We start from the raw sequence: 25881 nt of genomic DNA, 5'->3' as shown, positions 1-25881 counted from the left end.
CAGGATTTGAAACTTTGGGATTCACACCTCGTGAACCCCATGTGTCGTACAGCAAGCCCCGGGGTGGTTCAGTCAAACTGGTTTTCACAACGGGATTCAGCTAATACAACGCCATCACATCTAACACTATCCGGCGGACTCGTGTTCCCGCCATGAGGAAGATTCCTCGGAGACGGATCCCACGGCTCGCTCTCCCCGGATCACGGTGCAGACTGGATCCTGTTATGGGAAGCCCCCGGCTCGTCGCCACCGACCTCGACGGCACCGCTCTGCGTTCGGACGGCACCGTCTCGCCCCGCACCGCGGCCGCTTTCGCCCTTGTGGAGAGCGCCGGGGCCATGCTGGTCTTCGTGACCGGCCGCCCACCCCGATGGATGCACCCGGTCGCGGCGGCGGTGCGCCATAGAGGGCTGGCCATATGCGCCAACGGTGCCCTTGTCTACGACCTGCACACCGAGCGGATCGTCAAATCACACCTCATTGCCCCAGAGGTGCTCGAAGAGGTTGTGACGCGTCTTCGGGAAAAGGTTCCCGAGCTGGCGTTCTCAGCCGAATACGAGGGTGGATTCGCTCACGAATCAGACTTTCGTCTCGGCCGTTGGGATGGTAAAGGAGGCGCCGGATCCCGAGTCGGGGAAGCTGCTCTCACCTCGCGGCCGTGTGCCAAGCTTCTGGCCCTTCATCCCCGAATGGACCCAGACATCCTCCAGGAGGAGGTCTGTGAGCTGGTCGGCGACCTCGTCACCCCCACTCACTCCAGCGGCCGCGCGCTGATCGAGATGAGCGCCCACGGCGTGACGAAGGCCTCCACGCTGGCCGTGCTCGCCGGAAAACAGGAGATCAAGGCCACTGAGGCGATCGCGTTCGGAGACATGCCCAACGATCTGCCGATGCTGCAGTGGGCGGGCACCTCCTATGCCGTCGCCAATGCCCACGCCACGGTGCTGGCCGCGGTCGACCATGTGACCGCGACCAACAACGACGACGGGGTTGCCAGAGTGCTTGAGGGCCTCTACAGGTAGGGGCCCGAGCTGCCCTGCTGGCCGTCCTGCGGGAGGGAGATGCCGCTGGGCAGTGCCTTCCGCATGTTCTCCAACTGGGCACGGGCCGCCATCTGCTGGGCGAAGAGGGTGGTCTGTATCCCGTGGAACAGGCCTTCGAGCCAGCCGACCAGCTGCGCGTGCGCGACCCGGAGCTCGGCGTCGCTCGGCGGGGTGCCGTTGTCGTTCTCGGTGAACGGAAGCGACAGGCGCTCCAGCTCTTCCACCAGCTCGGGCGCCAGACCGTCTTCGAGCTCCTTGATGGAGCTCTGGTGGATCTCCTTGAGCCGCTTGCGACTGGCCTCGTCCAGCGGGGCCGCGCGGACCTCTTCAAGGAGCTGGCGGATCATGCTGCCGATCCGCATCACCTTGGCGGGCTGCTCGACCAGCTCGGTGATCGACCGTCCCTCGCCGTCCTCCTCGGCCTGGACGCCCTGAGGGCCCATGACCACGATGTGCGGAGTGCTCTCCTCAGCGTTCATAGCCTTCAACTTACTAGCAGGATTTTCCCGATGTGGTCGCCAGACTCCATGATCTTGTGGGCCTCCGCGGCGTCGCTCAGCGGCACGCGGGCATGGATGACCGGACGGATCGCTCCCGCGTCGACAAGGGGCCAGACGTTGTCCACGACACCGCGTACGACGACCCCCTTCTCGTCGACCGAACGCCCACGTAGCGTGGTGCCGTGCACAGAGGCCCGTTTGGCGAGGAGAGCGCCCAGGTTCAGCTCCCCCTTGGCGCCGCCCTGGAGTCCGATCACGACCAGCCGCCCGCCGGTCTTGAGCGCCTTCACGTTCCCCTGGAGGTATTCGCCGCCGATGATGTCAAGGATCACATCGGCCCGGACCCGCTCCGCGAAGTCGTCCTCGTGGTAGTCGATCCCCTCGTCCGCGCCGAGTTCGAGGCAGCGGGCGATCTTCTCGGCCGATCCGGCGGTGACGACCACCCGGGAGCCGAAGGCCTTGGCCAGTTGTACGGCCAGCGTGCCGATCCCGCTGGCGCCGCCGTGGACGAGGAGCGTCTCACCCTTCCTCAGGCGCGCGACCATGAACACGTTGGACCAGACCGTGCAGGCCACCTCGGGGAGGGCCGCGGCATCGACCAGGCTCACGCCGTCGGGCACCCGCATGACCTGTTGCCAGGGCACCGCGACCTTCTCCGCGTAGCCGCCTCCGGCCAGCAGCGCGCACACCCGGTCGCCCGGTTTGAAATCCTCGACGTCCGAGCCGACCTCGGCGACCACGCCGGAGCACTCCAGCCCGGGGTACGGCGAGGCGCCCGGGGGCGGGTCGTACAACCCCTGTCTCTGCATCACATCGGCCCGGTTGACCGCCGAGGCGGCCACATCGATGAGAACATCACCCGGTCCGGGCAGAGGATCGGGGACCTCCCGCCAGGCCAGCACTCCGGGTCCACCAGGTTTGTCGATCACGATGGCGCGCATACGACCAAGCTATCCGGTGGGCTCAACTTGGTGGTTGCCCGCATTGACAAGAACACAGGGCGTTAACCTGCTATGTGTTTGCTGCCCTTTTATGTCCATCCCGAGGGGGAACACGGTGGCGAGACATGATCGTGAGGAATCTCTCGAGGAGCAGCTCGCCTGGCTCGACGCGATCAAGGAGCAAGAGGAGGTGCCTCCTGGTGCGGTGACGGACACCGCGATGGACGGTGCCGCCATTTCGCCATACCCGAAGGACCCGTGGGGTTCGGTACCGTCCGAACCCTCCGGGATCTCGTCGCCGCTGTTCCGCACGGCGGTCGACTCGGCCCACGATCCTGCGGGTGCATCGACGGTCGTGCCGGATGCCTCGGCCGAGGACGCCGACGCGGTCGACTGGCTGGAAGGGGCCGACACGGTGAGCGCCTTCACCCTTCCGGCTCTTCCGGTGCCCCCCGCCCAGGACGACGACGGTTTCCTGGCCCCGCTCAAGCCGCTGCCCCGCCAGGAGCATGGCGACACCGGTGGTCACCCCACGGGTGAGTTCCCCGAGCACGAGACCCGCGTCTCGCGTACGGAGTCCGAGCCGGAGCCGTCCCGCGGGCTGTTCGAGCAACCTCAGCGCACAGAGAAGACGGCCGAGTCCGCCGTCCCGGCTCTCGAACCCTTCAAGCCCTCGGCTCCGGAGGCCGGGAAACCCGCGTCCGGCGGCGCGGACTCCGACCACGACCAGTTCACGCTCACCGGTATCGGCGTCGACCGCTTCGCCTTCGACAACGCGGACTCCGACCGTGACCAGTCTGCGCTTCCGGGCACCGGCACTGACAGCGGCCGGTCCGCGCTCCCGGGCACCGACTCCGACCGTGACCGGTCCGCGCTCCCGGATACCGGCGCTGACAGTGGCCGGTCCGCGCTCCCGAGCACCGGCGCTGACCGTGACGGCTTCACCTCCGATGCCGCCGACCATGAGGACGACCGGTCCGGCTCCCATGACACCGGGCCGAAGCACGATCTTCCCGTTCTCAAGAACGCCGAGCCGTTCATCGTCAGCGAGTCGCTCCGGCCGGCTCCCGAGCTCCCCGAGCCCGCCAAGCCCGAGCTTTCCAAGCCCGAGCCCGCTGAGCCGTTCCGGGTCCCCGAGTCCTTCGGTGCCGAGCGCCCGGTCCCGGCAGAGCACGTCCCCGGCCCGTTCGGCGCGGACACCTCCGGTCCGTCGGCCTTCGCCCAGGACCGAGACCGAGACCGAGACCGAGACAAGCCGACGGCTCTGGAACGGGAGACGTCTCCCTTTTCGGAATGGGGCAAACCGTTCACCTCGGAGCGGGAGACGGCTTTCGAGTCCAGGGGGGACACCGCTTTCGCTCCCGGCCGGGACACCCCGTTCGGGGCCGACCGGGACAAGCCGTTCACCCCGGAGCGGAAGACGGCTTTCACCTCCGAGCAGGGCGGCCCCTTCACACCGGAACGGCACATAACCGAGGCCCCCGGCAGGTCGCGGGCTTTCGCCGCGGATCTGGACAGATCTCCCTCTGTCGGCGGGAACACCTCTTTCGAGTCGAGCCAGGAGGCGACTCCCGGCAGGGACACGGCTTTCTCGGCGGATCGGGACACGTCTCCGGCGCTCAGCCGCGACACGGCTTTCGCCGCCGAACAGGTCACGCCTTCCGCGTCCGGCAGAGAGACGGCCGAGCCGGTCCGTGAGCCGTACCAGGCACGCCGCCGTCAGTCGCCCTCGCCGCCCGCCTTCAGCGCCCCCGCCCGGCAACCGGTCCCGGGCGCACCCAGGCCGTCGGCTGACAGCCTGGATCCCGAATCGCTGCTCAGAGGACGCCGTAACGGGCCCTCCGGCGGCTGGCGCAAGCTGATCTACAAAGCGTCGGCAGGCCTGATCAAGCCCGGCGAGTCCCCTGAGGTCCGCCGCCGTCGCGAGCTGGTCGGCCGGGCGCGCACTCCCGTCGCCACGGGCCACCACCGGGTCGCCGTGCTCAGCCTGAAGGGTGGCGTCGGAAAGACCACCACAACGGTCGGCCTCGGCGCCACCCTCGCCCAGATCCGCGGTGACAGGGTCATCGCGGTCGACGCCAACCCCGACCGCGGCACCCTGTCGGACAAGCTCGAACTCGAAACCTCCGCGACCGTTCGCGACCTGCTCAACGAGCGTCAGCAGATCAAGCGCTACGTCGACATCCGGGCTTTCACCTCGCAGGCCCCGTCCCGGCTGGAGATCCTCGCCTCCGACCGTGATCCGTCGGTATCGGAGGCGTTCAGCGCGTCCGACTACCAGTCGGTGGCCCAGGTTCTGGAGAACTTCTACTCGATCTGCATCACCGACTGCGGCACCGGCCTGCTCCACTCGGCCATGTCGGGCGTCCTCGGGCTGGCCGACCAGCTCGTTCTGGTCAGCTCCCCGTCCGTGGACGGCGCCCGCGCCGCCTCGGCCACCCTGGACTGGCTGGAGGCCCACCACTACGAGGAACTGGTCCGCTCCGCCACGGTGGTGCTGTGCAGCGTCCGGCCCCGGTCGAAGTCCACTGTGGACCTCGACCGGCTGGAGGCCCATTTCGCGGCCCGCTGCCGTGCCGTGATCCGAGTCCCCTACGATCCTCACCTCGAAGAGGGCGCGGAGATCGACCTGGAAAGGCTGCAGCCCGGCACCCGAGAGTCCTACCTCCGGCTGGCGGCCTCGGTGGGTGACGGCTTCGCCGGCACGCAACTCTGAATCCGGTACGGCGGGCACCCGGCTCCGAGTCGTCGAGCGGAGTCGGGACACCCGCCGTATCCGGTGCGCACCTGGGACGCCGAGAGGCTAAGGTGCAATCTGACACGTTCTATGGAGCGTGTCGCCAGGAGAGCTCGCCTAGTGGACGATGGCGGCGGTCTTGAAAACCGCTAGGGGCTTTGCGGCTCCTCGTGGGTTCGAATCCCACGCTCTCCGCTCACCACCCGAAACGGCGTCTGACCAGGGGATTACCCCGGACCGGGCGCCGTTGGCCGTTTCCGGGATGCGCAGCCGTATGCCGTTCTGAGCGGCTCTGAGTCGGTGTTCGCGGGATATACGCGGGATGATGTTGGTCGCGTTTCCCCAGGTGGCTGCCCTCGATGTCCTGTTCAGCGAACGCTGCCGACTCCGGAATCAGTCTCACGTCTGGGCGCACCCTGCCAACCTGGCCATGGCCTTTACCTGCAAGCTGTGCAAAGCAGTGGAGTGGCGAACGGCGGGAGGAAGCCGGCCCACTTCGCAGGCTCCACTTGATGCATCGTGAGCCACATATACGATCATGGAATGGAGCCGGTCCTCTCGCCCTTACGGTGCCGTCGCGTTGCTGCCGTCCACCAGGGAACGGGTGAGAGCGAGCTGGCAGCGACGCCCATCCTGGACTGGAGGCATCCCCGGGTATTGAGGTTGGCGAGCGAAGCTCGACGTGAGAACACTGGGACGGGCCGGGGTCTTCTGGTCACAGCACACCGGCTTATCGCCGCACGGGTGCGTCCGGTGTATGCCATGAACGACACGCAGCCGGTCTCCAGGACGCTTCTCTTGGAGCGCGGATCATGCAGCCAGCGGCTGGCGGTTCTGGAAGCTGTGGGGCGGGCCGGTGGAATCGCCAGCCGGGTCAGAGGACTGCTGGTGGACGGGCGTTTCTGGCATCCGCGATTTCCCCGGTTGCGGGCATTGATCCCGCATCAGATAGTGCTCGCCTGGCCGGAGTTTCTGCTCGGCGACCAGTGGGTGACCGTCTCCGAGCTCTACGGTGATCTGAGTACGTTGCAGAAGGGAGGCGGGTTCACCAATACCGGTGGTGAGACGCTCTTCGACGCGGTGGCCCATACCGCCGTGGACTGGGACGGCGTGACCTGCTCATCTTGCGATCTGTCTGGCCACGTCCTGTCCGATCTGGGGTATTTCAGCTCCCGTGATGCCCTGTTTCGGACATATGGTCAGACGTTGTGCTTGCCGGTTCGTATCATCGCGGACCTCATCATGAGTCGCCGAGCGGCCTGAGCCCTGCCGGCACCGAACAGGGCCGCAGAAGGGACCCCAGTACTGCTGGGGTCCCTTCATGTCTCCGCTCACGCCGCCGATGCATCCTCGATCCGCCGGTTGGCGATCTCCGCGCCGCCGTCGATGCACTTGGTGTAGACCTTGAGCAACATGTCCACCCCGTGCCCCGCCACTCGGCCACGTCATCGGATCGGCGTCCATCACCGCGACCTGCCACACCAGCTCTCCGGTGTTCTTGTCCTTGGCGTAGACGGTGCGGCCCTTGGGCGAGGCGTCGAAGTCCTTGACCTGTTCGACCTCACCGATGATGAAGCAGCCGTGCGGGAAGACCTGGTGAAAGCTGATCGGAATGGGGCCTTTGATGGCCCTGATGCAACTCCTGTTGTCGACCCCCCTAGACAGGTGCGGCCGTTCCGCGAAGACAAGGTGTCTAGGGGGCTATGCAAGTAAGTTAAGCCGGAGTCGACGAACTGTCTAGGGGGGTCGACGAAATGCCTTAGAGGAATTTCCAGAGTGCCGCAGTGGCGTCGTCATGGACCTTGCCCCGAGGCCAGCGGGAGCCGTCTGGATCGCTGTATTCGGCCTCTCGGACACGACGGATCAGTTCATCGGGGCCGTCCTGGCCAAGAAGGTCGAGCAGCTGCCGCCAGGACGCCAGGGCGAAGCGGTCGACAAGGCGGGAAGCGCCATCACTCAACAACGCCGCCGCTCGCACCTGATCCACCGGGACGGTACCGGTGAGGGCCTGTTCTGCGGCGAGGGGATCAACGGAGGCCACCCAGAAACCGCCGTCCCGGTTGCGGTGATCGCGCAACGTCTCGACGTAGCCTCGAAACGCCTTGGCGTGCTCTGGGCTTCCGCCCGGCAGGCCATCCATCAACGCCCGGTATCGCGCCCCGATCCGGCTCACCCGATCATCACAGATCACCGTCGGCTCTGCCGTACCGGTGTCGAGGACAACGGCGGAGTCGGCCAGCACCAGCCATTCCAGGACGTCATCCGTACGGCGCAACATCGTGACCGTGGCCGAAGGGGATCCCGCATGCACCAGGTCACAGGTGAAGTCGTGCAACGAGGCGACGTTCTTGATCGACTCGGCCAGGATCTCGGTCAGGGTGCCGGCGCTTTGGGTGACCGCGGACAGCAAGGTTGAGCCGAGCGTGCGGGCGTACCAGGCGACGCCATGGGAGCAACCCGTCTTCAGTCCCGCCGGGGTCCCGGCGCCGTCCAGGAGTACCACCACGTCAGAAGCGGCCCCGATGAAGTCCTCATTGGGCCGATCGGGGCGGGCGGATTGGGTGGCGAGACTGAGCCGCACGTCAGTCGTCCTCATGTCGATAGAGAGGGCCAGCCAGTTGCGTACGGACCGGCTCCCCCGTGGCGGAGTCGTACTCAACGGAGACCACAGTGGAGAAACGCCTGTCACCCACCTGGCCCCAGATGGTGGCGATCTCGGAGGCGAGCAGGTCCACGACGCCGAGCGAGCCGTTGGGGTGAATGCCCGCGATGGCCAGGAACATGCCTTTACCGTCCGGCCGGGGAAGACGCCCGAGGTAGGCCGAGTCGGTCGGCTGCGGCGGGTCGACCTGACTGCCGGAGCGATAGGCGACGCCGGTCCGGGTGTCGCGCAGCAGCCAGCCCAGCTCGTCGCGCTCCCATCTGATCACGGGGTCGGTGTCGTACGCGGTGCGCATCGCCTCCGCCATCCGGGGACCGCAGATGACGAGCAGGCCGGGCCGGTTGAGATCGATCTGCCCGTCGACCGAGACGTTGTCGGAGGCCACGGTGAGCCCGAAGGAGCGCGCGAGGTCTTCCAGCCGCTTGCCCGAGCGCATGTCGTCTAGGGCGACCACGGGCCGGTTTCGCTCTGGGTCCAGGCGCAGTGGGGTCACCACGGTCACCGTGCCGACGCCGAGGAACGCCCCTTCCGGAGCCGGTCCGGTGTGCTTGATCTGGTGAATGCGTCCGCGCGATAGGCCGGCCTGCTCGGCGATCTGCGCATATGAGACGCCCTGGGCGTGCAACTCTTGGATGACGCGGCGTCGGAGGCGGGCCAGTTCGGTGACCTCCTGTTGCGCGATGCTCAGCCGTTCGGTTGCGGCCCGGATCAACAGATACGGGTCATCCATGGCGGCGATGCGCTCAAGGTCACTCGGTGGCACAGTGGGTCCCTTTCGGTGGTGCTCAGCCGAGTCTAGACCTCTAGACGAAATGTCGTCTATCCCCCTTGACAGTACGGCTTTAAGAGGTTCGCCGTTTTTCGGACTGGTTGCCCGGATCGCTGAGCGCCGCTTCGGTACCCCGCGGGTCACCGCACTCGCCCCGTCAGCAGCGCGACCCAAAGGTCGTGAGCTTCACTCGCACGGGTTCGGGGAGTCTCAGTGACCTCGGGATGAGCGCCTTGCACAGTGCGACGGAGGTAGGACTGACCACCCGCGGAACACAGTTCATAGACGACCGAACGGCAGTCGCAGGTCCAGGCGATCACTCGTCGCCGCCCGTCGTCTCGCGGGTTGATCCAGGTCAATGAGACGCGGCCTGCCTGCAACGGTCCCACGTGCGGGGCCAGGCACCTCTTCACCGCACAGCCGTCTTCTCAGGAGTCAGGTTCAGGGTGGCCCAGACGATGCGACCCTGATCGTCTCCGGTCACACCCCAGCTGGCCGCCAGAGCGGCGACGAGGGCCAGGCCGCGCCCCCCTTCCTCGTCCGTTTGAGGAGGGAGAGGTTGCGGTGTGCGCCGGCCGCCCTGGTCCAGGATGCCGAGCCAGATCCGGTCGTGGTCGGCTTGGACGGCAACGGTGAAGCAGCCGCCGAACCGACCGCTTGCGGAGTGACGGACGGCGTTGGTGGCCAGTTCGCTGACGATCAGTTCGGCGTCTTCGATCCCGGGCCAGGCGGCCAGAAGGGCAGTGACGAATCGTCGCGCTTCGGTGATCGCCACGGGGGAGCCGGGGAAGGTGCGGGACATGCGCCAGGGTGACATAGCGGACTCCGATGTCTAGGGGGCTATACATCCACGGCGCCAGCGTATGAGTGACACTAGAAGTATCTCAAGGTATTCGACGCATAAATGCGTCAGGCGCTAGAGGTGTGTTGCCAAGGTGCGATAGTCGACACCGATTCGCCCCAAAAGATCCCGCAACTCCTCGCCATAGACAGCAACCGCCGCGAACCCCTCAAAGGTCTCCCCGTGAACTGACAGCTCCCCAGGCTCCGTCAACGTCAGATCACCCGTCAGGCTCTCCACCACGCTCACCGCACCGTCATAGACGGTGAACCCATGCAGCGGGAAAGCCGGAGCCTGTACTGACCACGGCACCACCCCGAGAGTGACGTGAGGGAGTGTCGCCACCTGCGACAACCGATCGAGCTGAGCGAGCATCAACGCCGGCGACCCCGGCCACGTGCGCACAGCTCCCTCGGTCAGCACGAAGAAGAAGTCCCGGCCGGACTCGAACAGGACTGCTTGCCCCTCCACCCGAACCGCCGCAGCCTTGGCCGCATCCTCCTCATCCACCTCGCGACCGATCGCCAATGCCAGCCGGGCATACTCGGCCGTCTGCAACAGCGCCGGGACCATTGCCGAATGAAACACCACCACCCGACGCGCCGACCGCAGCCGGGTGACATTGGCCGCCTCTCGACCGGCAAGCCCGCCCTTGAGGCGAGACACCTCATCGCGCAGCCGCACAAGCAGAGCATCCAGTTCCCCGCGGCCCGCCTCATCCAGGCCCAATGCCTCAACGAGACGATCCACCGTCTCGGGAACCGGAAGGAGCCGCCCCGTCTCAATCCGAGAGATCGTCGGCTGAGCCACCCCAGCCCGCAACGCCAGATCCTTCCCCGTCAGCCCAGCGTCCTTACGCAGCCGACGCAGCAGCTCACCCAGCGCCCGCAGGCGATCCCGACGATCCTCCACACCCAGCGTTCTACCAGCCACCCGCACATCGAGCGCAGCCCATCACGGATCACTGCCGAATTGTTCTCATAGGTATCAAGGCGGCGGCGCGCCGCGCCGCCGTACTCGGCCCTCTGCCGCCCGCCGACCGGGCGTGCGGCGTGGGCGCCGGTCCCGGTCGGCGGCGCCCCGGGCCGTCCACCGACCCGCGCACCCGCCGCAACCGATGCCCTCGCCGACCACCGGCCCGCCGCCGCTACACGTCGTCAGCTTCTTCCGCCTCGCGCCGTCGAGCCGCTCGCTCCTCCGCCTCTCGCTTCTGCGCTGCTCTCTCCGCCGCCACACGCTCCCGCAGCTCCGCATCCGCCACATCTCGTGGACGCGGAATCTGACTTCTACGATCATGCTTGAGCGCCAGCCGTATCGCCACATAGATCACCAGGAACAGCACCGCTAGCGAGAACAACCACGAAAGCACTCCCCCCAGCCATACAAATAGATCTCTCAACTCGCCCACCCAGCCCTGTCCTCAACGTCTCGATCATGATTTCGATCAAGCTTGCCCGATCCATCCCCACACGGTCTATCGCCTCCGGCGGGGGCCTCTGGCTCCGGGATGATCGCCAGGATCAAAAGCCAGGTCCGTAAGTGGCTGAGGGCCAGCTCTTCCCGTCGGGGGAGGCGTGTGCGTCCGCACGGGGATCTTCAGGCCGTGCCCATTGCGTGCCCGTCAGGATGGTCACCAAGGGGGAATCACGGGGACTCGCGGGCAAGGGGAGATCGCCTCTGGCCTGGGACGCAGCAGGTCAGAGGGTCACGCGCCGCAATCTTCCAAACTGGTGATTCGCTACTGCAACCGAGGTTGCTCTCATGACCACCATGCATGTCGGCCGTGCCCATTTGCGGGAATGAACCCATGGCCTTCAAACGCAGCGAGTGGACTGGCATGCTGTAGGCATGATCGAGAAGCAGCCCGCAATCCCTCATCGGTACCAGAAAAAAGCCTCACGGTTCAGGACGTTCATCGTGTGCTCCGTCACCGCAGGCTTGGTACTCATCGGCGGCCTCTTCTTACTTAATTATGACGATTCTCAGCAGACAGACATGCCCACCGTACTCAACCAGATCCGTTCGGGCAATGTATCGACCGCCACGCTCATCAACGCCGAGCGGAGAATCGAGATCACCACGATGGACAAGAAGCACTTTCACTCTTATTGGAGCAAGGTCGGCGATCAAGGCTCAGAGCTTGCCGACGAGCTCAATAAGGCCATGCCTCCGGACGGTTACACAGTCGTGGTTCCCAAGCGCTGAGGGTGGTTCTCGCCGTGGAGTGCCGCCGGGTACCAGGGTTGCACTTCGGGTTGCAATACAGGGGCGTTCAGAGCCATTCAGGATGGACCGCGCACGTCCGCTGACCCGCATTGAACTGTCTGGAACAGCGCAAGGCCGATATTTTAATCCGTAAGCTTATGGGTGGATCAATATTCAGGTCTGCCTCGCAGGGCCTGAGGCTTGATCAACAGCGTGCGGGATATGCGCGGGATAGCTGCTACCGATCTGCGTACCAGATGGCTCGATGGCGCAGGTCACGGCTTATGAGCGGCTGTAAACGGGAGCCCCCTGTAAAACCGTCGGCTCCGCATTCTGAGCCTGGCAGCGGGGGTGTCAGGATCTACCACTCTCCGCTGAAGAAGACCTCCATCTGAAGATCGGGGTCTACGGCGTCAGGTGGGAGAGTGCTTGTACTCTTGGCGATGTCGTACATGAGCGTCATGGACCGGACGAAGTCGTGAACGCTGCGACGCAGAAGAAGGTCGCTGTCGTGCCAGACGAGCGCAACCTTGGGCTTGCCCTGCCTGGGCAGATCGCCAGCGCAATCGGTGAGGGCATCCCAATTGCAGCCGTAGTAATCGGGGAACTCCAGGACCTTGCCGATCTTCTCAAGAAGGTCTCGCTGGGAGTTGATCACATGACCGTCGAGTTCACCCACCACGAAGCCGGACCGAGTGAGGGCCGCGACCACTTCGGCCGCCGTTTCCTTCTGAATGAGGTAAGGCGGCAGGGGCAATCCGGGGATCAGCTTGTTAACGTCGACCCACTCGACACTCACCGGCGCACCTTCCACCAACGGCCCAACAGGGCTTTCCCGAACGGACAGATCTGCTGAGTGTCGCCCCTCAGCCCGGGACTGTCGATCTTATTTCCGGGAGCCATTTTGGGAGCCACCGAAGTGGACGATCACGGACTCGGCCGGACCGATTCTAACGGCCGGAGCCTCAGCAACCTGTATGGCGAACCGATCCGAACGCCCCTGGACATCGTTCGGAGACCTACGGATCAGAAGGCGAGGTTGCGCATTTTTGTCGGCTTCTCGCCGTACCCTGGCCGTCATGTCCCAGCCGTACATGGAACAGTCGGGCGATGGAGATTCGTTCTGGGTCACCACGCTGGGCGGGCCGCACATCGTTATTCCGGAGTCAGCCTGCCAGTACTGGAACGGCGTACCGAAGGATTACCCCAACGATGAGGGAGATTACGGCCGAGCCTGCGAAGTCGACGGCTACATCGGTTTGATCGACGTTGGACCGGAAAAGGCACTTGTGCTTGGCGACCATCCTGGCAACACCACGTTCCTGCCCGCGCACAACCTCTTTGTCCGCTGGATCGCTGCCGACTCTGCCGCGGATATCCTCCAGGCCGCTACCGATGTAGTCGGCTCCGCGCAGTGGGAGGAGGAACTGGTGTGGGACATCAGCCAGCCCGTGGTCCTTTTCGACTCCGTCCACGGGCATGACTACATCCGCAGCGAGGAGCATCTAAGGGTGGACCTTCCACCGGGGCGCTACACCGTCCGTGCTGCCTATGCTCAAACCGAGACCGTCTACATGGTGATCGTTCAGCTTGGCCAGCAGATCTGATCTTGCGGGATATGCGTGGGATGATCTTCAAGCCTCCATGCTGGAGCGCATGTTTCGCAGCAGCTCAGAGCCGTTGTCGACGCTGAAAACGTAGCCCTCTTGAAAACCGCTAGGGGCTTTGCGGCTCCTCGTGGGTTCGAATCCCACGCTCTCCGCTCACCACCCGAAACGGCGCTTGACCAGGGCTTATGGCCCGGTGGGGCGCCGTTGATCGTTTCCGGGATGTGCAGCCGTAGGCCACCGTGAGCAGCTCTCGGCCGGTGTTCGCGGGATATGCGCGGGATGGATCTTGAGGTGTTTCCCCAGGTCGCGCCCGCAAAAAAGAAGAGGCCCCGTGATGAGCGGGACCCCTTGAGCGTACCTATGATCATGCCGCGAGTGCGTTGTCTATCCGCTGGTTGGCGATCTCCGTGCCCCCGTCGATGCACTTGGCATAGACCCGGAGCAGCACGTCCACCCCGTGCCCTGCCTGCTCGGCCACGTCGGGAGCGGCAACACCCGTGTTGAGCCAGAGGGACACCGCCGCATGTCGCAGGTCGTACGGCCGGGCCGCCAGAGGTGAGACCTGCTGTTCGGGAGTCAGGGCGAAGGTCCGAGCCGCCTTCCACACCTCGCAGTAGGCCCCAATGGAGATCACGCCACCGCGAGAGCTACGGAACAGCCGGCCGTCCTCGTGGACGCCGAACTCTTGGATGTGCTCCCGGAGGATGGCCACCAGCTCAGGCGAGACCGGAACGGGACGGCCCTCGTCCCCGGCCCGGTGCTTCAGGCCCCGATCGTCGTGAGCCGCCCCACTGTCAGTCCACTTCTTGTTCGTCTGCGGCTTGGACCTGGTCAGGACGAGCAGTCCCCAACCGGTCGCCGGGAGGTGACAGTCCTGCTTGCGGAGCCCGAGCGCTTCAGCTGGACGGAGACCGGAGAAGTAGAGACGGGCGAAGAAACCCCGCAGGTGCCGACCACGGTCGAGGGGCGGCAGCGCTGAGCGCCGTCGCCCGGCCCTGCGCCTGCACCGCACGCCGGGCATGCGGCCTGGGGGCCGGTCCCGGCGTGCGGCAGGACTCCGGGCCGTCACCACACGCACCCCGCGCCGACCAGGCTCTACGCACCGGTACGGTACGCGCCGCCGCCTCGCTACGGTGCTTACCGGCCCTTCGGTCTTGGGGGGAGAACTCGCCTTCAAGACCGAAGAGCCCACGTACGGGTCCGTGGTGATGGACAAGCTGACAGCGCTGATGCCAGCGGACATGTCGGCTTCGGACACCTGCGAATCGACCGGCCGCTCGGCGATACGGCGGCCGATGTGATCGTGATCGCCCGCCGCCACAGCGCCGGTGAGGTCCGGACACGACTCGCCGCCAACGCCACATTCAATAGGAAGATCCCCGAAGCGCGCCAATTTGTGAGGACCGTGTGCGTTCGTCGCATCCGGCCAGTTCCCGCCCGGGCCAGGTCACCCGCAGGAGACCAGGCCCGGACCGATCCATGCGGGACCAGGGGCCTTGATCAGCCGCAGTGCTCAAGGGGCGAGGTGTAACCGATGGATCCGTAAACGCCGCCCCATTCGATGCACTTCCCCTTGGCGGAGAGCTTCACCGGGCCGGCGTAAGTCGAGTAGTAATCGGCGTCACCTAGGTAAGATCCTCCTTGCACGACAAGGTAGACCCCGACCCACTCGGTGTTGGGGCTGTCCTTCCAGGTGACCACGCAGTTGGTGGTGCCGTTGTACATCAGGTAGATGGTGGCTTTGCCCAGGTCGTGCTGGTCGATCACGTGGTAGGAGCCGCCGCCGCAGGCCGCGATCGGCGTCGATGCCGCCATCGCCGGGCTGCCGGCGGCGAGGGTTCCGGCGAGCGCGGCCACGGTGGCGACTGCGAGCGCGGCTCCCTGCTTGAATCTGCGCACAGAAAATCTCCTGAGGGGCGTCGTTCGGCGAGGCGCGATCATCTATAGCCGCGCACCCCGCCGGCCGGCAGACGTCGAGGTACGCGCACCCTGGTGGTGGCGCCCTGACGGAAGACGACCGGGCAGGCCGGACCTGTGGCAGAGGTCGTCAAGTCCCATGGTCCCGGCGGCTACATTTGATCACTTACATGCATGTTATACATTCGCGTTATGTATTCGTCAAGGTTAGGTAAAGTCTTGTTCTCATTGGCCGTCCTGTCTGGGTGAAATATCCGTTCGTGCAGGTGAGAACCGCTGGTCTCTGCTGCGTGATACCGAGGGGGCCGTTCTCCTGCGGACCCATCTCTCTGGTCATGCTCATGTCTCGCACGGCATCGATCATCAGGGGGTCCGGCTCTGGGGTGGTGATCGGGTCGGAGCGTCGGCCGTACCACCACAGCCCGCACGATCGCCACGTCATGGCCGGCCGCCGTACGGGGTCGAGGGCGATCGACGGTCAGGGACTTCGTTCCGCAGCCCCTGACCACCGGGTAGCGTGGCCGGCCACGGCTCACCCTGGCAGCAGGGTACGCACACCGGAGATTGCCGAAGACCGTAGCGAGAGAGCCAGATTCCAAGATCCGGACCATGCCCGGAGTGCTTCCCTTGGACTGGATCAAGACGGCATCCAAAGCGCCAGGTCAGAGCGCCGCGAAGGCCAATAAGCGCCATCCACTTTTAATCCGCAGGTTCTAAGCGGGATCGTGGCGTGTTCAGCCTCGCGGGATATGTGCGGGATGATGCAGGTCTTGTTCTCCCGGGTCGCCGTCGCTGTCAGGCGGTTTGGGACAGTGCCGTCGAAGCAGGGACCTGACGGAGCTTGCTGTTGGATCTGAGGCATGGAACAGCCGTGAAGCCTCGTTCAGGCGGGAAGGTCCTTGGCCAAGACGATGCTGTCGTAGTTGGTGACTCCCCACTTCCATGTCCCGATCGACGTGTAGCCGTGCCGGCCGTACCAGGCGATGAGATCGGTGGCCTGTGCGGAAGTATCGATCACTATCGATCGACGCGCCCAGGGCGGTGATGCGAGTTTCGGCCAAGGTCAGGAGGCGATGTCCCAAGCCGGTTCCCCGCCGGGCCGGATCCACCGCCAGCTGCCAGAACGATCCCGCATGGACCGGCGCCGGATATCCAGGCGGAGTGTCGTATGTCCCTGTCACCGTGACACTGCCAACGATCGTTCCCCGCTCCAGGGCAACCCAGCACTCTCCTTTGCCCAGGCGCCGCAGCGTGTCCTCAGGGGTCTGGTAGGAGGCGAAGAAGACGAGCCCGGCGGCTGCATGATCCGCATAAGCGCGGTGCAGAAGCACGGTCAGCTCTTCCACCGAGTCATCTTCGATGAAGCGTCGTATGACGACCGGTTCCGCGGAATCTGGCTGTCTCACGGTGTCCTTTCCCGAAGATCATTCCAGCGCGCCGGCTTGATTGTCCGGCACCCCGCCACCCCACATGGGCGGCATGGTGGCCGGGTGCAGCGCGATCACCTGGTACCGGAGCCGGGACCGACCGGCAGGTCAACGGCGAGCAGGTGCGGCAGACCAGACCCGGTTCGCCCCGGCCCTTCCCTCTGCGGGTCCGGCTTCAGCGTGCGCGATCTATCAGGTGACGTGAGACGGCGCGGTGAGTCTGGGATTGTGCCACCAGGATCAGCTTCGCTGGATGCCGACGAGCAGGATGTCCGCGAGTTTGTCGGCGTAGTCGTCAGGGTCGATGTGGGGGCCGTTGGTTCCGAGGTATCCGATCATCATGTCGATCGCGCCTTGATAGGTGATGGCCATCACGCGGGTGTCGAAGTCGCGCAGGGTTCCCTCGGCTTGGCCGCGTCGGAACAGCGATTCCTGTGCTTGGTAGGTCTCTTCGTAGGCGTCAGGCGTCAGGCGCGGTGTGCCATCGGGGTGACGCAGGTTGTGCGCGATGTGGTTGAGCGCGGTGAGTTCTCCCCGGTGGGTGACGGTCAAAGCCGCAGCTCGGCGTAGGGCCGCGCGAATGATGTCCGGGACGGGCTCGGTCAGGTCGAGCGAGTTCGCGATGCGGTCGCGGATGGTGGTCATCGTCGCTTTGGCAGTGGACTCCATCAGGTCGTCCTTGTCGGCGAAGTAGTGCCAGAGCAGGCCCTTGGAAACGCCGGCCCGCTCGGCGACGCGAGTCAACGACAGGCCGTCGTAACCGCAGTCGGCGAGTTCCTCCACGGCTGCGGTCATGATCTGTGCCCGGCGTTGATTCTCGTCGAGTCGACGCCGACGCGCACCCGACCCGGTGGTTTGTGAGGACGAAGTGGTCATGCCGTCACCGCGGATCGTTGGTCTGGTCATCGGCGACCGGCTGACGGTTCCGGCGAACCCGGATTGACAGGATCGCAAGGGTCAGCATCATCGCGGCGATGACGAGCATTTCGACGCGCATCCACGCAGGGAAGACGCCAGGCAGCGCGGCTTCGACGAGATTCACCACCAGCAGGACGCATCCGATGATGGTGAGTGCACGCAGGCCGGAGGGGCTCCCCTTGAGTGCGGCGCGCGTCCGCACGGGTAGCACGATCGCGAACACGGCGACGATCACGGCGTGACCCCATGCCTCTGAGGTCGCCAGATGTGGTGCTGTCGCCGCCAGGACGGCCAGGGCCACCAACGTGCCCAAGGCCACGACCACGTAGGCGGCTACCAGTCGCTTCACCCTTGCGAGCGGTACAGACGTGAGCGATGCCGACCCGAGCTCATCTCTTTCAATGCTATTGACCATGCGGTCAATACTATCCCAATTGACCGCATGGTCAATAGACGGGGGTGGGGGTGCCTGACCGGCGAGCTCGCCGGGGGAGCAGCGGTGCATCGGCGGTCGAGGTGTGGTTGTGCGGCACGAGCGGCCCCGGCTGCATCCGATAAGGCGGTTTCTGCTCATACCGATCGGCCTGTCCGCCGTGGGTGAGGAGTGTTTATTCTTGATCAGCAAGTTGCGCGATCCGGCGTCTGACTCTCGGCTCTGAACTCCGGGACCCGGCCCGTGACCGCGGCCGATCTCGCCGTGATGCTCCCACTCGCCCGAGGTCGCAGAGAACGGCGGTGCGGCCGGAAGGAGGAGCCGTTGAGTCTGATGACCTTCCACACCCACGATCTGCCGGCCCGGGACCGTTTCCCCTGCTGGTTCGAGATGGCCACGCAGGCACATGTGCGCGCCTGGGTCCGCAGTGAGCACGAGAACGACTTCGCGGCCACGATGCGCGTGCTGCAACTGGGTGAGGTCCAGGTGTCGCTGCTGTCCTACCCCTCGCTCCAGATGACCCGGACCCCCAGGTTGATCCGCGAGAACGATCCGGAGATGTATCTGCTCAACCTCAACCTGAACGGCTCGGCCGGACTCACCTACCGGGGTCGCTCCAACCATCTTCCGATCGGGGGAGTTCGCCTTCTACAGCACCTCCCACCCCAGCCAGGGGTGGCGATCGTCGCAGGAAGAGCCGGCGCGGTCGCTGGTCGTGCAGTTCCCGCGCGCACTGCCGGGCCTGGCCGCCGCCGACGTCGACCGGCTCGCCACGGTGCCGATCTGCACCCTGAGGGGCATCGGCGCGGTGCTGACCGCCCACCTGTCCCAGCTGGTGAAGGACACGGACGGCTACACCGACGCGGACGGGGCCGCCCTGGCCGGCGTCACCCTCGACCTGGTGGCGGCCACCCTCGCCCACCACCTGGGCGCGCTCGACGCGCTCACCCCCGAGACCCGCCTGCAGGTCCTGCTCCGGCGCATCGACCACTTCATCGAACGGCGGCTCGCGGACCCGGATCTGAGCCCGGAGGTCATCGCCGCAGCGCACCACATCAGCCTGCGCTACCTGCACCGGCTGTTCCAGGCGCGCGGCGGCCCCACCGTCGGGGCCCGCATCCGCCAAGCCCGGCTGGAACGCTGCCACCGCGATCTGACGGACCCACGGCTCGGCCGCCTACCTCTGCACATGATCGCCGCCCGCTGGGGATTCACCGACCGCACCCACTTCAGCCGCCTCTTCCGCGCCGCCTACGGCGTCTCGCCCGGTGACTACCGGAACACGCGGAACAGCAGCGGGTAGTGCGCTGATCTCCACAGGGGCGTGCGCCGACGATCACATCCCGCGCGAAACGGCGATCTAGCCTTGCTCTGCACCAAGAAAGCGACGCCTTGGTCGGACCTCGCCATCGACGTACGGAGTCTCGCATGCCCATCCGCCGAACTCGCCTCGCCCGCACGATCGCCCCGCTGGCCGCCGCACTGACCCTCGTCGGCGCGCTCGCCGCCCCCGCCTCAGCGTCCGCCAACCGCTCCGCTCTGACAGGGTTCATAATTGAAAGCGGCAACGGGTGCACGCAGGCGTCGTTCGATTACACCTATACCTATATCAACACCTTCAACGGCCGGAAGGCGTACAAGGTGTATCTGGACGGGCAGCTGACGGACTACGGCACCTGCCGCGACGACAACTACGGCGGCGTGCTCCAGTTCAAGGGGTACAAGTACTCCGGAAGTACATGGACCAACTACTCCGCAACCGACTTCGTGACCTATGCCGCCAACGTCTACACGGAAGCAATCACCACGGCCAAACTTCCCGCCGGCCTGTACTCCGACCTGCACTTCCGAGCCTGCAACAAGGGTCCGACAGGTTACGTGGGCACCTGCGGGGCCTGGACGGGCTCGTGACCCCCGGGTAGCCAGTACCGGGCGACCGGTTCCGGGCGGTGGAGGTCGCGGGGCGGCCATCCGACTGATCCGCGATCTGGTCCGCGGAGCCAGGGCGGCGGTGCACCGCGCCGCCGCCCTGCCTGCCGCCCTGCCTGCCGCCTTGCCGGCCGTTCTGCCGGCCGTCCGGGCGTGCGGCGCGGGCTCCGATTCCGAACGGCGGCGGAAATCGGGCCGCCCGCCGCACCGAACCACCCGCCGCGCGCAGTCCCCTCAGTCCCGCGCAGTCCCCTCGTCAACGAACGTCTCGTCGGGGTGCTGTCCCCGAGGCTCCCGCCTCGCCAGCGTGAAGTCGATCTCGAAGGAGCGGTTCCACGGAAACGCGACATCCCCGATGGTCCAGTCCGGGTCGAGCCCGCGCAAGATCGGCGCGAGCCGCCGGCCTGCCGCGGCGGCGTCCGGACCGGTGGCACGGACGATGGCCTGATAGCCGTAGTCCTCGGTGAGGCGGTGCAGGAGGAGGCGACGGGCGGCCGTCCGGTCGAGGGTGTTCTCCCTGCTGCCGATGACGGTCGCCACGGCGGCGGCCACCACCGAGCCGATCGTGTTGCCCGCGGTGTTCCAGCCGCCGTACGCCACCAGGCCGTCGACGAGGCCCTCCGCCTGCAGCGCCGTCACCAGTTCCGGGTCGCCGCCGTTGGCGTGACGGATGTCCGCCAGGGCGACCGGGGCGTCGGCCTCGCGGACGGCCCGGATCGTCGCGGCGACCGCCACGGCGTCCGGGACGGGCGGGGTGCCGAGCCAGTCGGTCCGGCGCGGGTCGGGGGTGTGGAGGACCAGGACGACGTCGGCGTTCTCACCGTTCTCGGCCACCCGGGCGCCCGCGGCGAGGATCTGGCGGCGGGCGCCTTCGGCGGCGGGCAGGTTCTCGTAGGGAGCGACCGCGTCCAACCCGGCCGGGTCGCCGCCGGCCACGCGGATTCGGATCGTCCGGCCGTGCTGTGCCGCCAGCGCGCGGGCGACCAGTACGGCGCCGACCTCGTCGGCGCCCGGGTACATCAGCAGCGTGCCCGCCGGATCGAGCGACCGCGCCCAGTGCCGCAGCCAGCTCTGCTCGACCGAGCCCGCCGAGTGGACGGCCGTGTCGTCGGCGGTGACGAGCAGCGGATCGACGGCACCCTCCGCGAGGAGCCTGAGCGCCTCCAGGTTGACGACGTGGTTGCGCAGGCGGCGCAGCTCGAAGTCGGACCTGATCTCGGCGGGGATCCGGCCGGTGTGCTCGTCGGCGGGAGGCTCGTCACCCGTCAGGTCGGCCAGGTGCAGACGATGGAGCAGCCCGCCGTACGCGTGCAGCTCACGGCCGAACCGCGGCCAGTACGAAGGCTCCTCGTCGCCGTGATAACTGTCACTGGCCCTGGTGACCAACGAGACCGCGGAGACGGGCAGGCCAGGACGGGCCTGCCGGAGCCTGCGCAGCACGTCGAGCCTTTCGAGGACCGTCAGCGTGTCGTCGGAGGTGGTCCTCGCGGGGATGAGGCCCCCGTACACCAGCATGTCCACCGACACCACAGCCGCGTCCATGCGCTGGTCCAGCAGCCACTGGCCGAGGAGCCCGACCTTGCCGGGAGTCCGCATGGACGGCAGCAGCCCGGTGTCGGGCAGGCTGACCCGCGCGCCGGCGATCGCTGCGACGTCGGCGGGCAGGCGGGTGTTGACCGGGCGTTCGTCGAGGGGCAGCAGAGCGATGTGCATGCGGTGGGACTTCCCTACTGAGGGTCGCGGTAGATGGTGAGCTGGTAGGAGTAGCGATCTCCCCGGTAGAGCGAGACGGCCCGCTCGATGGCGCGGCCGCGGGCATCGAAGCCGGTGCGCAGGACGAGGAACGCCGGGGAGAACGGCGGCGCGCCGAGGGTTCGCGCGTCGTCCGGGTCGAGCACGGTCACCTTGATCGTCTGCTCCGCCCGGTGCAGCGTGAGCCCGTACCGCTCCGAGAGCACCTCGTACAGCGAGCCGTGCAGCTCGGGCCCCAGATCGGCGGGCACGAGCCCGGCGGGCAGGTAGCTGTGTTCCAGGCACATGGGCTCGTCGTCGGCGGTGCGGATCCGGCGGATGTGCAGCACCTCCGCCGACGGGCTGATCTGCAAGGCGTAGCCGATGTCGGCACCCGCCGGGATCCGCTCGCAGCTGACGTCCAACGATCCGGGACGCCGGCCGCGTGAGCGCATGTCTTCGCTGAAGGAGGTCAGCTCGACGGACTTGCGGATGCGCGGCTCGCTCACGAACGTGCCCGAGCCCTGAACCCGGTAGACCCGCCCGTCCCGTTCCAGCTGGTCCAAGACGCGCCGCACGGTGAGTCGGCTCACGGAGAACTCCTCGGCCAGGCTGCGCTCGGTGGGCAGCTGCTCGTGCGGAGCCAGCTCGCCGATCACGAGATCCACCAGGTGCCGCCGGAGCCGCTCAGACCTGGCCGGGGGGCGTCCCATCTGCATGGCCCAGGAGTCTAGCCTAAATTGGTGTACTCCAATATCGTAACCATGGCGATAATTTTGTCCTAGATCAATCGGAGTAATCCCAGCACCATGCAAGGAGCGCGAGTGAAGATCGTCAAAATGGGCATGCCGTCAGTGCTCGTTGGTGCGCCGGCGGCCCGCTCCGGCCGGAAGGCGAGGCGGTCGAGAGGCTCATCGCCGTTTCCGGCGGAAAGATCTTGTGCTGCAGCGGCGAGCGGGGTGGCCGGCGCCCGGATCCCCGTGACCCGACGACCGGCCGCCGTGCCGCGATGACGCCGCTCGCACTGGCCGTCGACATCGGCGGCACCAAGATCGCTGTAGGGCTCGTGGCGGCGGACGGGACGCTGAAAGAGCGGACCAGGGCGGCCACGCCCGCCGGGTCGTCGATCCTCCAGACCGTTTTCGAGCTCGCCCGGCCGCTGGCCAAGCAGGCCGTGATCTGCGGGATCGGCACCGCCGGAACCGTCGACCCGCGGGGGCGCATCACCTCGGCGACCGATCTGCTCACCGACTGGGCCGGCACCGATGTCAAGGGCGCGGCGCAGCGCGCGCTCACGCTTCCGACGGTCGTGCTGAACGACTGCCATGCCGCCGGAGTGGCGGAGGCGCGGGTCGGATCGGCCCGCGACGCGCGCACGGCGCTGGTCGTCGCCGTCGGGACGGGCATCGGTGGGGCGGTGTGCGTAGCGGGCCGGGTGCGGACCGGACTCTCCGGGACGGCGGGGAGCATCGGCCATCTGCCTGCTCCGACCAGCGCGGGCGTGCCCTGCTCCTGTGGGGCGCTCGATCACATCGAGGCGCACGCGTCCGGCCCCGCGATCGAGCGCGCCTACCGGGAGGAGACCGGGCAGGCGCTGCCGCTGGCCGAGATCGGCCGGCTCGGCTCTCACGTGATCACCGACGCGGCCACGCTCCTGGGCCGCGTGCTCGCCGGCGCCGCCAACCTGGTCGACCCTGACGCGATCGTCATCGCGGGCGGCGTCTCCATGCTCGGCCAGGCGCTGTTCGGGCCCCTGGAAGCCGCCTACCGCGCCGATGCCCTGCCGGGCCCGTCCGCCGCGCAGCTCCTCCCGGCTCGTCTCGGAGACGACGCGGGACTGGTCGGAGCGGGCCTGGAAGCCCTGTCCCGCTTCGAGAACGGATCGTGATGGGGCGCCGACCGTCGTGTCATCGCGGTCGGCGCCCCTGACCTGAGGCGTTTCTCCGGATCTCCGGAACGAAGGCCCGTTGATCAGCCGGCTGTCAGCCGGACCACCCGCCCGTCGGCCACGGACCGCTGGGCAGCGGTGACGATCCGAAGGGTGCGCAGGCCGGTGGCGCCGTCCGGCTGCGGTGGCCTCCCGTCGCGGACGGCGCCGAGGAACCGGTCCAGCATGGCCCGGTCGAGGTCCTCACCGAGGGCCAGCCAGGAGGCGCCGTCGCGCACCGTCCCGGACACGTGGGCGCCGAACGGGTCGATCTCGACGACGCCCTCGGTACCCACCACCTGCAGGGTGAGTCCGCCCCAGTTGGGGGCGTTGTCGGGATGGCTCCACGAGCAGTCGATCGTCGCAACGGCGCCGGACTGGTACGTGATGGTGACGAGACCGCCGGTCTCCGCCCGGACCTGCGGCTTGTCGGCGTGCAGGATCTGGTTGGTGACGGCCCGCACCGCGACCGCCGGCTCGCCGAGCAACTCGTCGATCAGGTCGGCCACGTGCACGACGTGGTCGGCCAGCGCGCCGCCACCGGAGAGCGACGGATCGGTGAACCAAGCGCGCCCGCCGACGGGGATCTTCCCGTTGTTGGTGCCGGTGATGCCCAGGACGGTCCCGATGGCGCCCGAGTCGTACAGTGCCTTGAGCGACGCGAACTCCCGGCTGAACCGTACCGGGTAGGCGGTCATCAGGAAGACGTCCGCCGCCTCGCAGGCGGCGATCATCGCCTCCGCGTCGGCGACGCTGGTGGCGAGAGGCTTCTCGCAGAGCACATGCGCGCCCGCGGCCGCGGCGCTGATGACGAGGTCGCGATGCCGGGCGTTCTCGCTGCAGACGATGACGGCATCGGGCCCCCAGGCCAGCGCCTCGTCGTAGGTGTCGGCGTAGGCGACGCCGATCCGATCGGCGAACGCCCTGCCGCGCAGCTCCCCCGGTGGGGCGCCTGCGGCGTCCGGGTCCGCGGTCAGGAGTTCGACGCCCGGCCGCCCGGCCAGCAACCCCGCGTAACCCTCGGCGTGCACGTGCGCGAACGACAACAACGCGACCTTCAGCGGGCGGCCCTCTGCTGCGGCTGTCACGCGACACCACTCCCCACGCTCATGTCCGGTTCCAGGGCGCCGAGGAGGTCACGCAGGCGCGCGGCGGTGTCGATCGGGACCGCCTCCCCGCTGTCGAGCGATTCGAGGGCGGCCTCGGCGAGTTCGACGGCGACGACCCCGTCGGCGGCCGTCACCCGGGCCGCCGGCCCACCGGCGATCGCCTCGGCGAACTCACGGATCTCGGTCAGGTACGGGCTCTCCCCGGCGACCGGCGCGGGCCGCTCCTCCCCGCCCGCCGGAACCGGCCCGAGATCGAGGCGCACCCCCGGCGGGTCGGCCGAGTCGAAGTGCAGCACCCCACCGTCGCCCGCGACATGGAACGACGTCCGGAACGTGACGTGCGGCGGGCCCCAGAGTCCTCGTACGTGGCTGATCGCGCCACCCGCGTGCGTGAGCACGACGTGGGCGGTCTGCAGCGGTTGTCCGTCGCGGTCCGCGGTGTTCTGCGTCGCGTAGACCTCCACCACCTCACCGGCCACCCACCGCGCGATGTCCAGGTCGTGGATCATCTGGTCCATCACCAGCCCGCCCGACTGCCCGGTGTCGGCGAACCAGGGTGACCACCACGGGAACGCGCCGCCGCGGCTGAACCGCAGCACCGCCGGCCGCCCGATCGCCCCTGCCCTGACGGCGGCGTGCATGGCCGCGTACTCGGGGAAGTAGCGCACGACGTGGCCGGGGAAGAGGTGCCGACCGGAGGCCGAGGCCCGGCGCAGCAGGTCGGCCGCGTCGGAGGTCTTCCGGGCCAGCGGCTTCTCGCAGAACACGTGCGCGCCGGCGGCCAACGCCCGGCTCGCGATGTCGTGATGGGTGAGTGTGGGCGTCATGACGTCGACGACAGAGACCAGCCGCAGCAGTTCGTCGAGCGACGCGGCTTTCCGCGCGCCGTACGTCGCGGCGAGTTCGTCTGCGCCTTCCAAGCTGAAGACGTGCAGCTCGGCGCCGAGCGAACGCCAGGCGGGGGCATGGGCGTGCGCGATGCCCCCCGCCCCGACCAGTCCAACTTTCAGTGCGGGCATCAACTCTTCCTGCCTGTGCTCGAAGCGCGGTCAAGTGCGGGAGACACGGTGGCCGTCCTGGGCCGCCGTCGATCAGCGGGAGGGCCGGCATCCGCGCACGCCGACCGCCCCGGGGAAAGGGGGGAGTCACCTTGATGTGGAAGGTCCGGGTGACGCGTTAAGG

At 67.2% G+C, this 25881-nt stretch carries 25 protein-coding genes, 1 tRNA gene and 2 pseudogenes; 10 read left to right on the top strand and 18 right to left on the bottom strand.

Features of this window, described 5'->3' with window-relative positions; translation table 11 throughout:
* The first annotated feature begins 224 nt into the window (after positions 1-224).
* Positions 225-1022 (top strand): HAD family hydrolase, encoded by a 798-nt coding sequence (locus OHA77_RS20405; RefSeq protein WP_406319693.1) that lies wholly within the window; start codon positions 225-227, stop codon positions 1020-1022.
* Here OHA77_RS20405 and OHA77_RS20400 read toward each other — a convergent pair.
* Positions 1013-1522, bottom strand: a complete 510-nt coding sequence (locus tag OHA77_RS20400; RefSeq protein WP_326826714.1) for a bacterial proteasome activator family protein — start codon at positions 1520-1522, stop codon at positions 1013-1015. The genes OHA77_RS20405 and OHA77_RS20400 overlap by 10 nt on opposite strands.
* A 5-nt stretch (positions 1523-1527) precedes the next feature.
* Positions 1528-2484, bottom strand: a complete 957-nt coding sequence (locus OHA77_RS20395; RefSeq protein WP_406319691.1) for an NAD(P)H-quinone oxidoreductase — start codon at positions 2482-2484, stop codon at positions 1528-1530.
* A gap of 115 nt (positions 2485-2599) precedes the next feature.
* Between OHA77_RS20395 and OHA77_RS20390 the strand changes: the two genes are divergently transcribed.
* The 3 genes from OHA77_RS20390 to OHA77_RS20380 all read left to right on the top strand — a co-directional run bounded on the left by OHA77_RS20390 (position 2600) and on the right by OHA77_RS20380 (position 6484).
* Entirely contained in the window at positions 2600-5200 is a 2601-nt protein-coding gene (locus OHA77_RS20390; protein WP_406319690.1) for an AAA family ATPase, read from the top strand.
* A 127-nt stretch (positions 5201-5327) separates the two neighbouring features.
* Positions 5328-5416, top strand: a tRNA-Ser gene (locus OHA77_RS20385).
* A 567-nt stretch (positions 5417-5983) separates the two neighbouring features.
* Complete coding sequence (locus OHA77_RS20380; RefSeq protein WP_406319689.1) at positions 5984-6484, top strand: hypothetical protein; 501 nt, start codon at positions 5984-5986, stop codon at positions 6482-6484.
* A 496-nt stretch (positions 6485-6980) separates the two neighbouring features.
* Here OHA77_RS20380 and OHA77_RS20375 read toward each other — a convergent pair whose 3' ends face one another.
* The 5 genes from OHA77_RS20375 to OHA77_RS20355 all read right to left on the bottom strand — a co-directional run bounded on the left by OHA77_RS20375 (position 6981) and on the right by OHA77_RS20355 (position 10835).
* Positions 6981-7817: a protein phosphatase 2C domain-containing protein gene (locus OHA77_RS20375; protein ID WP_406319688.1), complete on the bottom strand. Its 837-nt coding sequence runs from the start codon at positions 7815-7817 to the stop codon at positions 6981-6983.
* Positions 7804-8613, bottom strand: a complete 810-nt coding sequence (locus OHA77_RS20370) for a sigma factor-like helix-turn-helix DNA-binding protein (RefSeq protein WP_406319687.1) — start codon at positions 8611-8613, stop codon at positions 7804-7806. The genes OHA77_RS20375 and OHA77_RS20370 overlap by 14 nt, the downstream gene beginning before the upstream one ends.
* Before the next feature lie 448 nt (positions 8614-9061).
* Positions 9062-9427 (bottom strand): ATP-binding protein, encoded by a 366-nt coding sequence (locus OHA77_RS20365; RefSeq protein WP_406319685.1) that lies wholly within the window; start codon positions 9425-9427, stop codon positions 9062-9064.
* Positions 9428-9568: 141 nt separating this feature from the next.
* Positions 9569-10405, bottom strand: coding sequence for a helix-turn-helix domain-containing protein (locus tag OHA77_RS20360; RefSeq protein ID WP_406319684.1), 837 nt, complete (start codon positions 10403-10405; stop codon positions 9569-9571).
* Positions 10406-10640: 235 nt separating this feature from the next.
* Positions 10641-10835, bottom strand: coding sequence for a hypothetical protein (locus OHA77_RS20355; protein ID WP_406319682.1), 195 nt, complete (start codon positions 10833-10835; stop codon positions 10641-10643).
* 506 nt (positions 10836-11341) lie between these two features.
* On the opposite strand from OHA77_RS20355, the gene OHA77_RS20350 reads away from it, so the two are divergent.
* A complete protein-coding gene (locus OHA77_RS20350) occupies positions 11342-11698 on the top strand; it encodes a hypothetical protein (protein WP_406319681.1) in 357 nt (118 codons plus the stop codon).
* A gap of 361 nt (positions 11699-12059) precedes the next feature.
* Here the strand turns inward: OHA77_RS20350 and OHA77_RS20345 are convergent, their stop codons facing one another.
* Positions 12060-12497 (bottom strand): barstar family protein, encoded by a 438-nt coding sequence (locus OHA77_RS20345; protein ID WP_406319680.1) that lies wholly within the window; start codon positions 12495-12497, stop codon positions 12060-12062.
* A gap of 280 nt (positions 12498-12777) precedes the next feature.
* Between OHA77_RS20345 and OHA77_RS20340 the strand changes: the two genes are divergently transcribed.
* Complete coding sequence (locus tag OHA77_RS20340) at positions 12778-13305, top strand: Imm21 family immunity protein (protein ID WP_406319678.1); 528 nt, start codon at positions 12778-12780, stop codon at positions 13303-13305.
* Between the two features lie 367 nt (positions 13306-13672).
* Here OHA77_RS20340 and OHA77_RS20335 read toward each other — a convergent pair whose 3' ends face one another.
* The 6 genes and pseudogenes from OHA77_RS20335 to OHA77_RS20310 all read right to left on the bottom strand — a co-directional run bounded on the left by OHA77_RS20335 (position 13673) and on the right by OHA77_RS20310 (position 17985).
* On the bottom strand, positions 13673-14329 hold the full coding sequence (locus OHA77_RS20335) for a tyrosine-type recombinase/integrase (RefSeq protein ID WP_406319676.1): 657 nt from the start codon (positions 14327-14329) through the stop codon (positions 13673-13675).
* Positions 14330-14808: 479 nt separating this feature from the next.
* Positions 14809-15207 carry a spore-associated protein A gene (locus OHA77_RS20330; RefSeq protein WP_406319675.1) on the bottom strand — a complete coding sequence of 133 codons (399 nt, stop codon included), beginning with the start codon at positions 15205-15207 and terminating at the stop codon, positions 14809-14811.
* A 901-nt stretch (positions 15208-16108) separates the two neighbouring features.
* Positions 16109-16243: a hypothetical protein gene (locus OHA77_RS20325; RefSeq protein ID WP_406319987.1), complete on the bottom strand. Its 135-nt coding sequence runs from the start codon at positions 16241-16243 to the stop codon at positions 16109-16111.
* A gap of 70 nt (positions 16244-16313) precedes the next feature.
* Positions 16314-16556: pseudogene (locus OHA77_RS20320) on the bottom strand (hypothetical protein); the annotation flags it as partial.
* A gap of 336 nt (positions 16557-16892) precedes the next feature.
* Entirely contained in the window at positions 16893-17528 is a 636-nt protein-coding gene (locus OHA77_RS20315) for a TetR/AcrR family transcriptional regulator (RefSeq protein ID WP_326826720.1), read from the bottom strand.
* A 4-nt stretch (positions 17529-17532) separates the two neighbouring features.
* Positions 17533-17985, bottom strand: a complete 453-nt coding sequence (locus OHA77_RS20310; protein WP_406319673.1) for a hypothetical protein — start codon at positions 17983-17985, stop codon at positions 17533-17535.
* A 285-nt stretch (positions 17986-18270) separates the two neighbouring features.
* Between OHA77_RS20310 and OHA77_RS20305 the strand changes: the two are divergent.
* The 3 genes and pseudogenes from OHA77_RS20305 to OHA77_RS20295 all read left to right on the top strand — a co-directional run.
* A pseudogene (locus tag OHA77_RS20305) lies at positions 18271-18561 on the top strand (hypothetical protein); the annotation flags it as partial.
* Positions 18562-18718: 157 nt separating this feature from the next.
* Complete coding sequence (locus tag OHA77_RS20300; RefSeq protein WP_406319671.1) at positions 18719-19306, top strand: helix-turn-helix domain-containing protein; 588 nt, start codon at positions 18719-18721, stop codon at positions 19304-19306.
* Positions 19307-19431: 125 nt separating this feature from the next.
* A complete protein-coding gene (locus OHA77_RS20295) occupies positions 19432-19914 on the top strand; it encodes a hypothetical protein (protein ID WP_406319670.1) in 483 nt (160 codons plus the stop codon).
* Between the two features lie 252 nt (positions 19915-20166).
* On the opposite strand, the gene OHA77_RS20290 is transcribed toward OHA77_RS20295, so the two are convergent.
* Together OHA77_RS20290 and OHA77_RS20285 are read right to left on the bottom strand one after the other, a co-directional pair.
* Positions 20167-21645 carry a DUF4127 family protein gene (locus OHA77_RS20290; protein ID WP_406319668.1) on the bottom strand — a complete coding sequence of 493 codons (1479 nt, stop codon included), beginning with the start codon at positions 21643-21645 and terminating at the stop codon, positions 20167-20169.
* Positions 21646-21659: 14 nt separating this feature from the next.
* Positions 21660-22382 carry a GntR family transcriptional regulator gene (locus OHA77_RS20285; RefSeq protein WP_326826723.1) on the bottom strand — a complete coding sequence of 241 codons (723 nt, stop codon included), beginning with the start codon at positions 22380-22382 and terminating at the stop codon, positions 21660-21662.
* Between the two features lie 290 nt (positions 22383-22672).
* On the opposite strand from OHA77_RS20285, the gene OHA77_RS20280 reads away from it, so the two are divergent.
* Complete coding sequence (locus OHA77_RS20280; RefSeq protein ID WP_406319666.1) at positions 22673-23551, top strand: ROK family protein; 879 nt, start codon at positions 22673-22675, stop codon at positions 23549-23551.
* Positions 23552-23634: 83 nt separating this feature from the next.
* Here OHA77_RS20280 and OHA77_RS20275 read toward each other — a convergent pair whose 3' ends face one another.
* Both OHA77_RS20275 and OHA77_RS20270 read right to left on the bottom strand, forming a co-directional pair.
* Positions 23635-24678, bottom strand: coding sequence for a Gfo/Idh/MocA family protein (locus OHA77_RS20275; RefSeq protein ID WP_406319665.1), 1044 nt, complete (start codon positions 24676-24678; stop codon positions 23635-23637).
* On the bottom strand, positions 24675-25718 hold the full coding sequence (locus OHA77_RS20270; protein ID WP_406319663.1) for a Gfo/Idh/MocA family protein: 1044 nt from the start codon (positions 25716-25718) through the stop codon (positions 24675-24677). The genes OHA77_RS20275 and OHA77_RS20270 overlap by 4 nt, the downstream gene beginning before the upstream one ends.
* Positions 25719-25881 lie beyond the last annotated feature (163 nt).

This window comes from Streptosporangium sp. NBC_01639 (assembly GCF_045209755.1).
Lineage (GTDB): Bacteria > Actinomycetota > Actinomycetes > Streptosporangiales > Streptosporangiaceae > Streptosporangium.
The sequence above is the reverse complement of the archived record's forward strand: the minus strand, read 5'-3'. Positions and strand labels throughout refer to the sequence as shown.

What these genes read in the sequence shown, in the direction of transcription:
- OHA77_RS20395 (WP_406319691.1), bottom strand. Translation starts at nt 2,484, where the DNA reads ATGCGCGCCATCGTGATCGACAAACCTGGTGGACCCGGAGTGCTGGCC.
- OHA77_RS20400 (WP_326826714.1), bottom strand. Translation starts at nt 1,522, where the DNA reads ATGAACGCTGAGGAGAGCACTCCGCACATCGTGGTCATGGGCCCTCAG.
- OHA77_RS20340 (WP_406319678.1), top strand. Translation starts at nt 12,778, where the DNA reads ATGTCCCAGCCGTACATGGAACAGTCGGGCGATGGAGATTCGTTCTGG.
- OHA77_RS20310 (WP_406319673.1), bottom strand. Translation starts at nt 17,985, where the DNA reads ATGGTCAATAGCATTGAAAGAGATGAGCTCGGGTCGGCATCGCTCACG.
- OHA77_RS20335 (WP_406319676.1), bottom strand. Translation starts at nt 14,329, where the DNA reads ATGCCCGGCGTGCGGTGCAGGCGCAGGGCCGGGCGACGGCGCTCAGCG.
- OHA77_RS20285 (WP_326826723.1), bottom strand. Translation starts at nt 22,382, where the DNA reads ATGCAGATGGGACGCCCCCCGGCCAGGTCTGAGCGGCTCCGGCGGCAC.
- OHA77_RS20280 (WP_406319666.1), top strand. Translation starts at nt 22,673, where the DNA reads ATGACGCCGCTCGCACTGGCCGTCGACATCGGCGGCACCAAGATCGCT.
- OHA77_RS20315 (WP_326826720.1), bottom strand. Translation starts at nt 17,528, where the DNA reads ATGACCACTTCGTCCTCACAAACCACCGGGTCGGGTGCGCGTCGGCGT.
- OHA77_RS20290 (WP_406319668.1), bottom strand. Translation starts at nt 21,645, where the DNA reads ATGCACATCGCTCTGCTGCCCCTCGACGAACGCCCGGTCAACACCCGC.
- OHA77_RS20380 (WP_406319689.1), top strand. Translation starts at nt 5,984, where the DNA reads ATGAACGACACGCAGCCGGTCTCCAGGACGCTTCTCTTGGAGCGCGGA.
- OHA77_RS20405 (WP_406319693.1), top strand. Translation starts at nt 225, where the DNA reads ATGGGAAGCCCCCGGCTCGTCGCCACCGACCTCGACGGCACCGCTCTG.
- OHA77_RS20350 (WP_406319681.1), top strand. Translation starts at nt 11,342, where the DNA reads ATGATCGAGAAGCAGCCCGCAATCCCTCATCGGTACCAGAAAAAAGCC.
- OHA77_RS20295 (WP_406319670.1), top strand. Translation starts at nt 19,432, where the DNA reads ATGCCCATCCGCCGAACTCGCCTCGCCCGCACGATCGCCCCGCTGGCC.
- OHA77_RS20375 (WP_406319688.1), bottom strand. Translation starts at nt 7,817, where the DNA reads ATGAGGACGACTGACGTGCGGCTCAGTCTCGCCACCCAATCCGCCCGC.
- OHA77_RS20270 (WP_406319663.1), bottom strand. Translation starts at nt 25,718, where the DNA reads ATGCCCGCACTGAAAGTTGGACTGGTCGGGGCGGGGGGCATCGCGCAC.
- OHA77_RS20370 (WP_406319687.1), bottom strand. Translation starts at nt 8,613, where the DNA reads ATGGATGACCCGTATCTGTTGATCCGGGCCGCAACCGAACGGCTGAGC.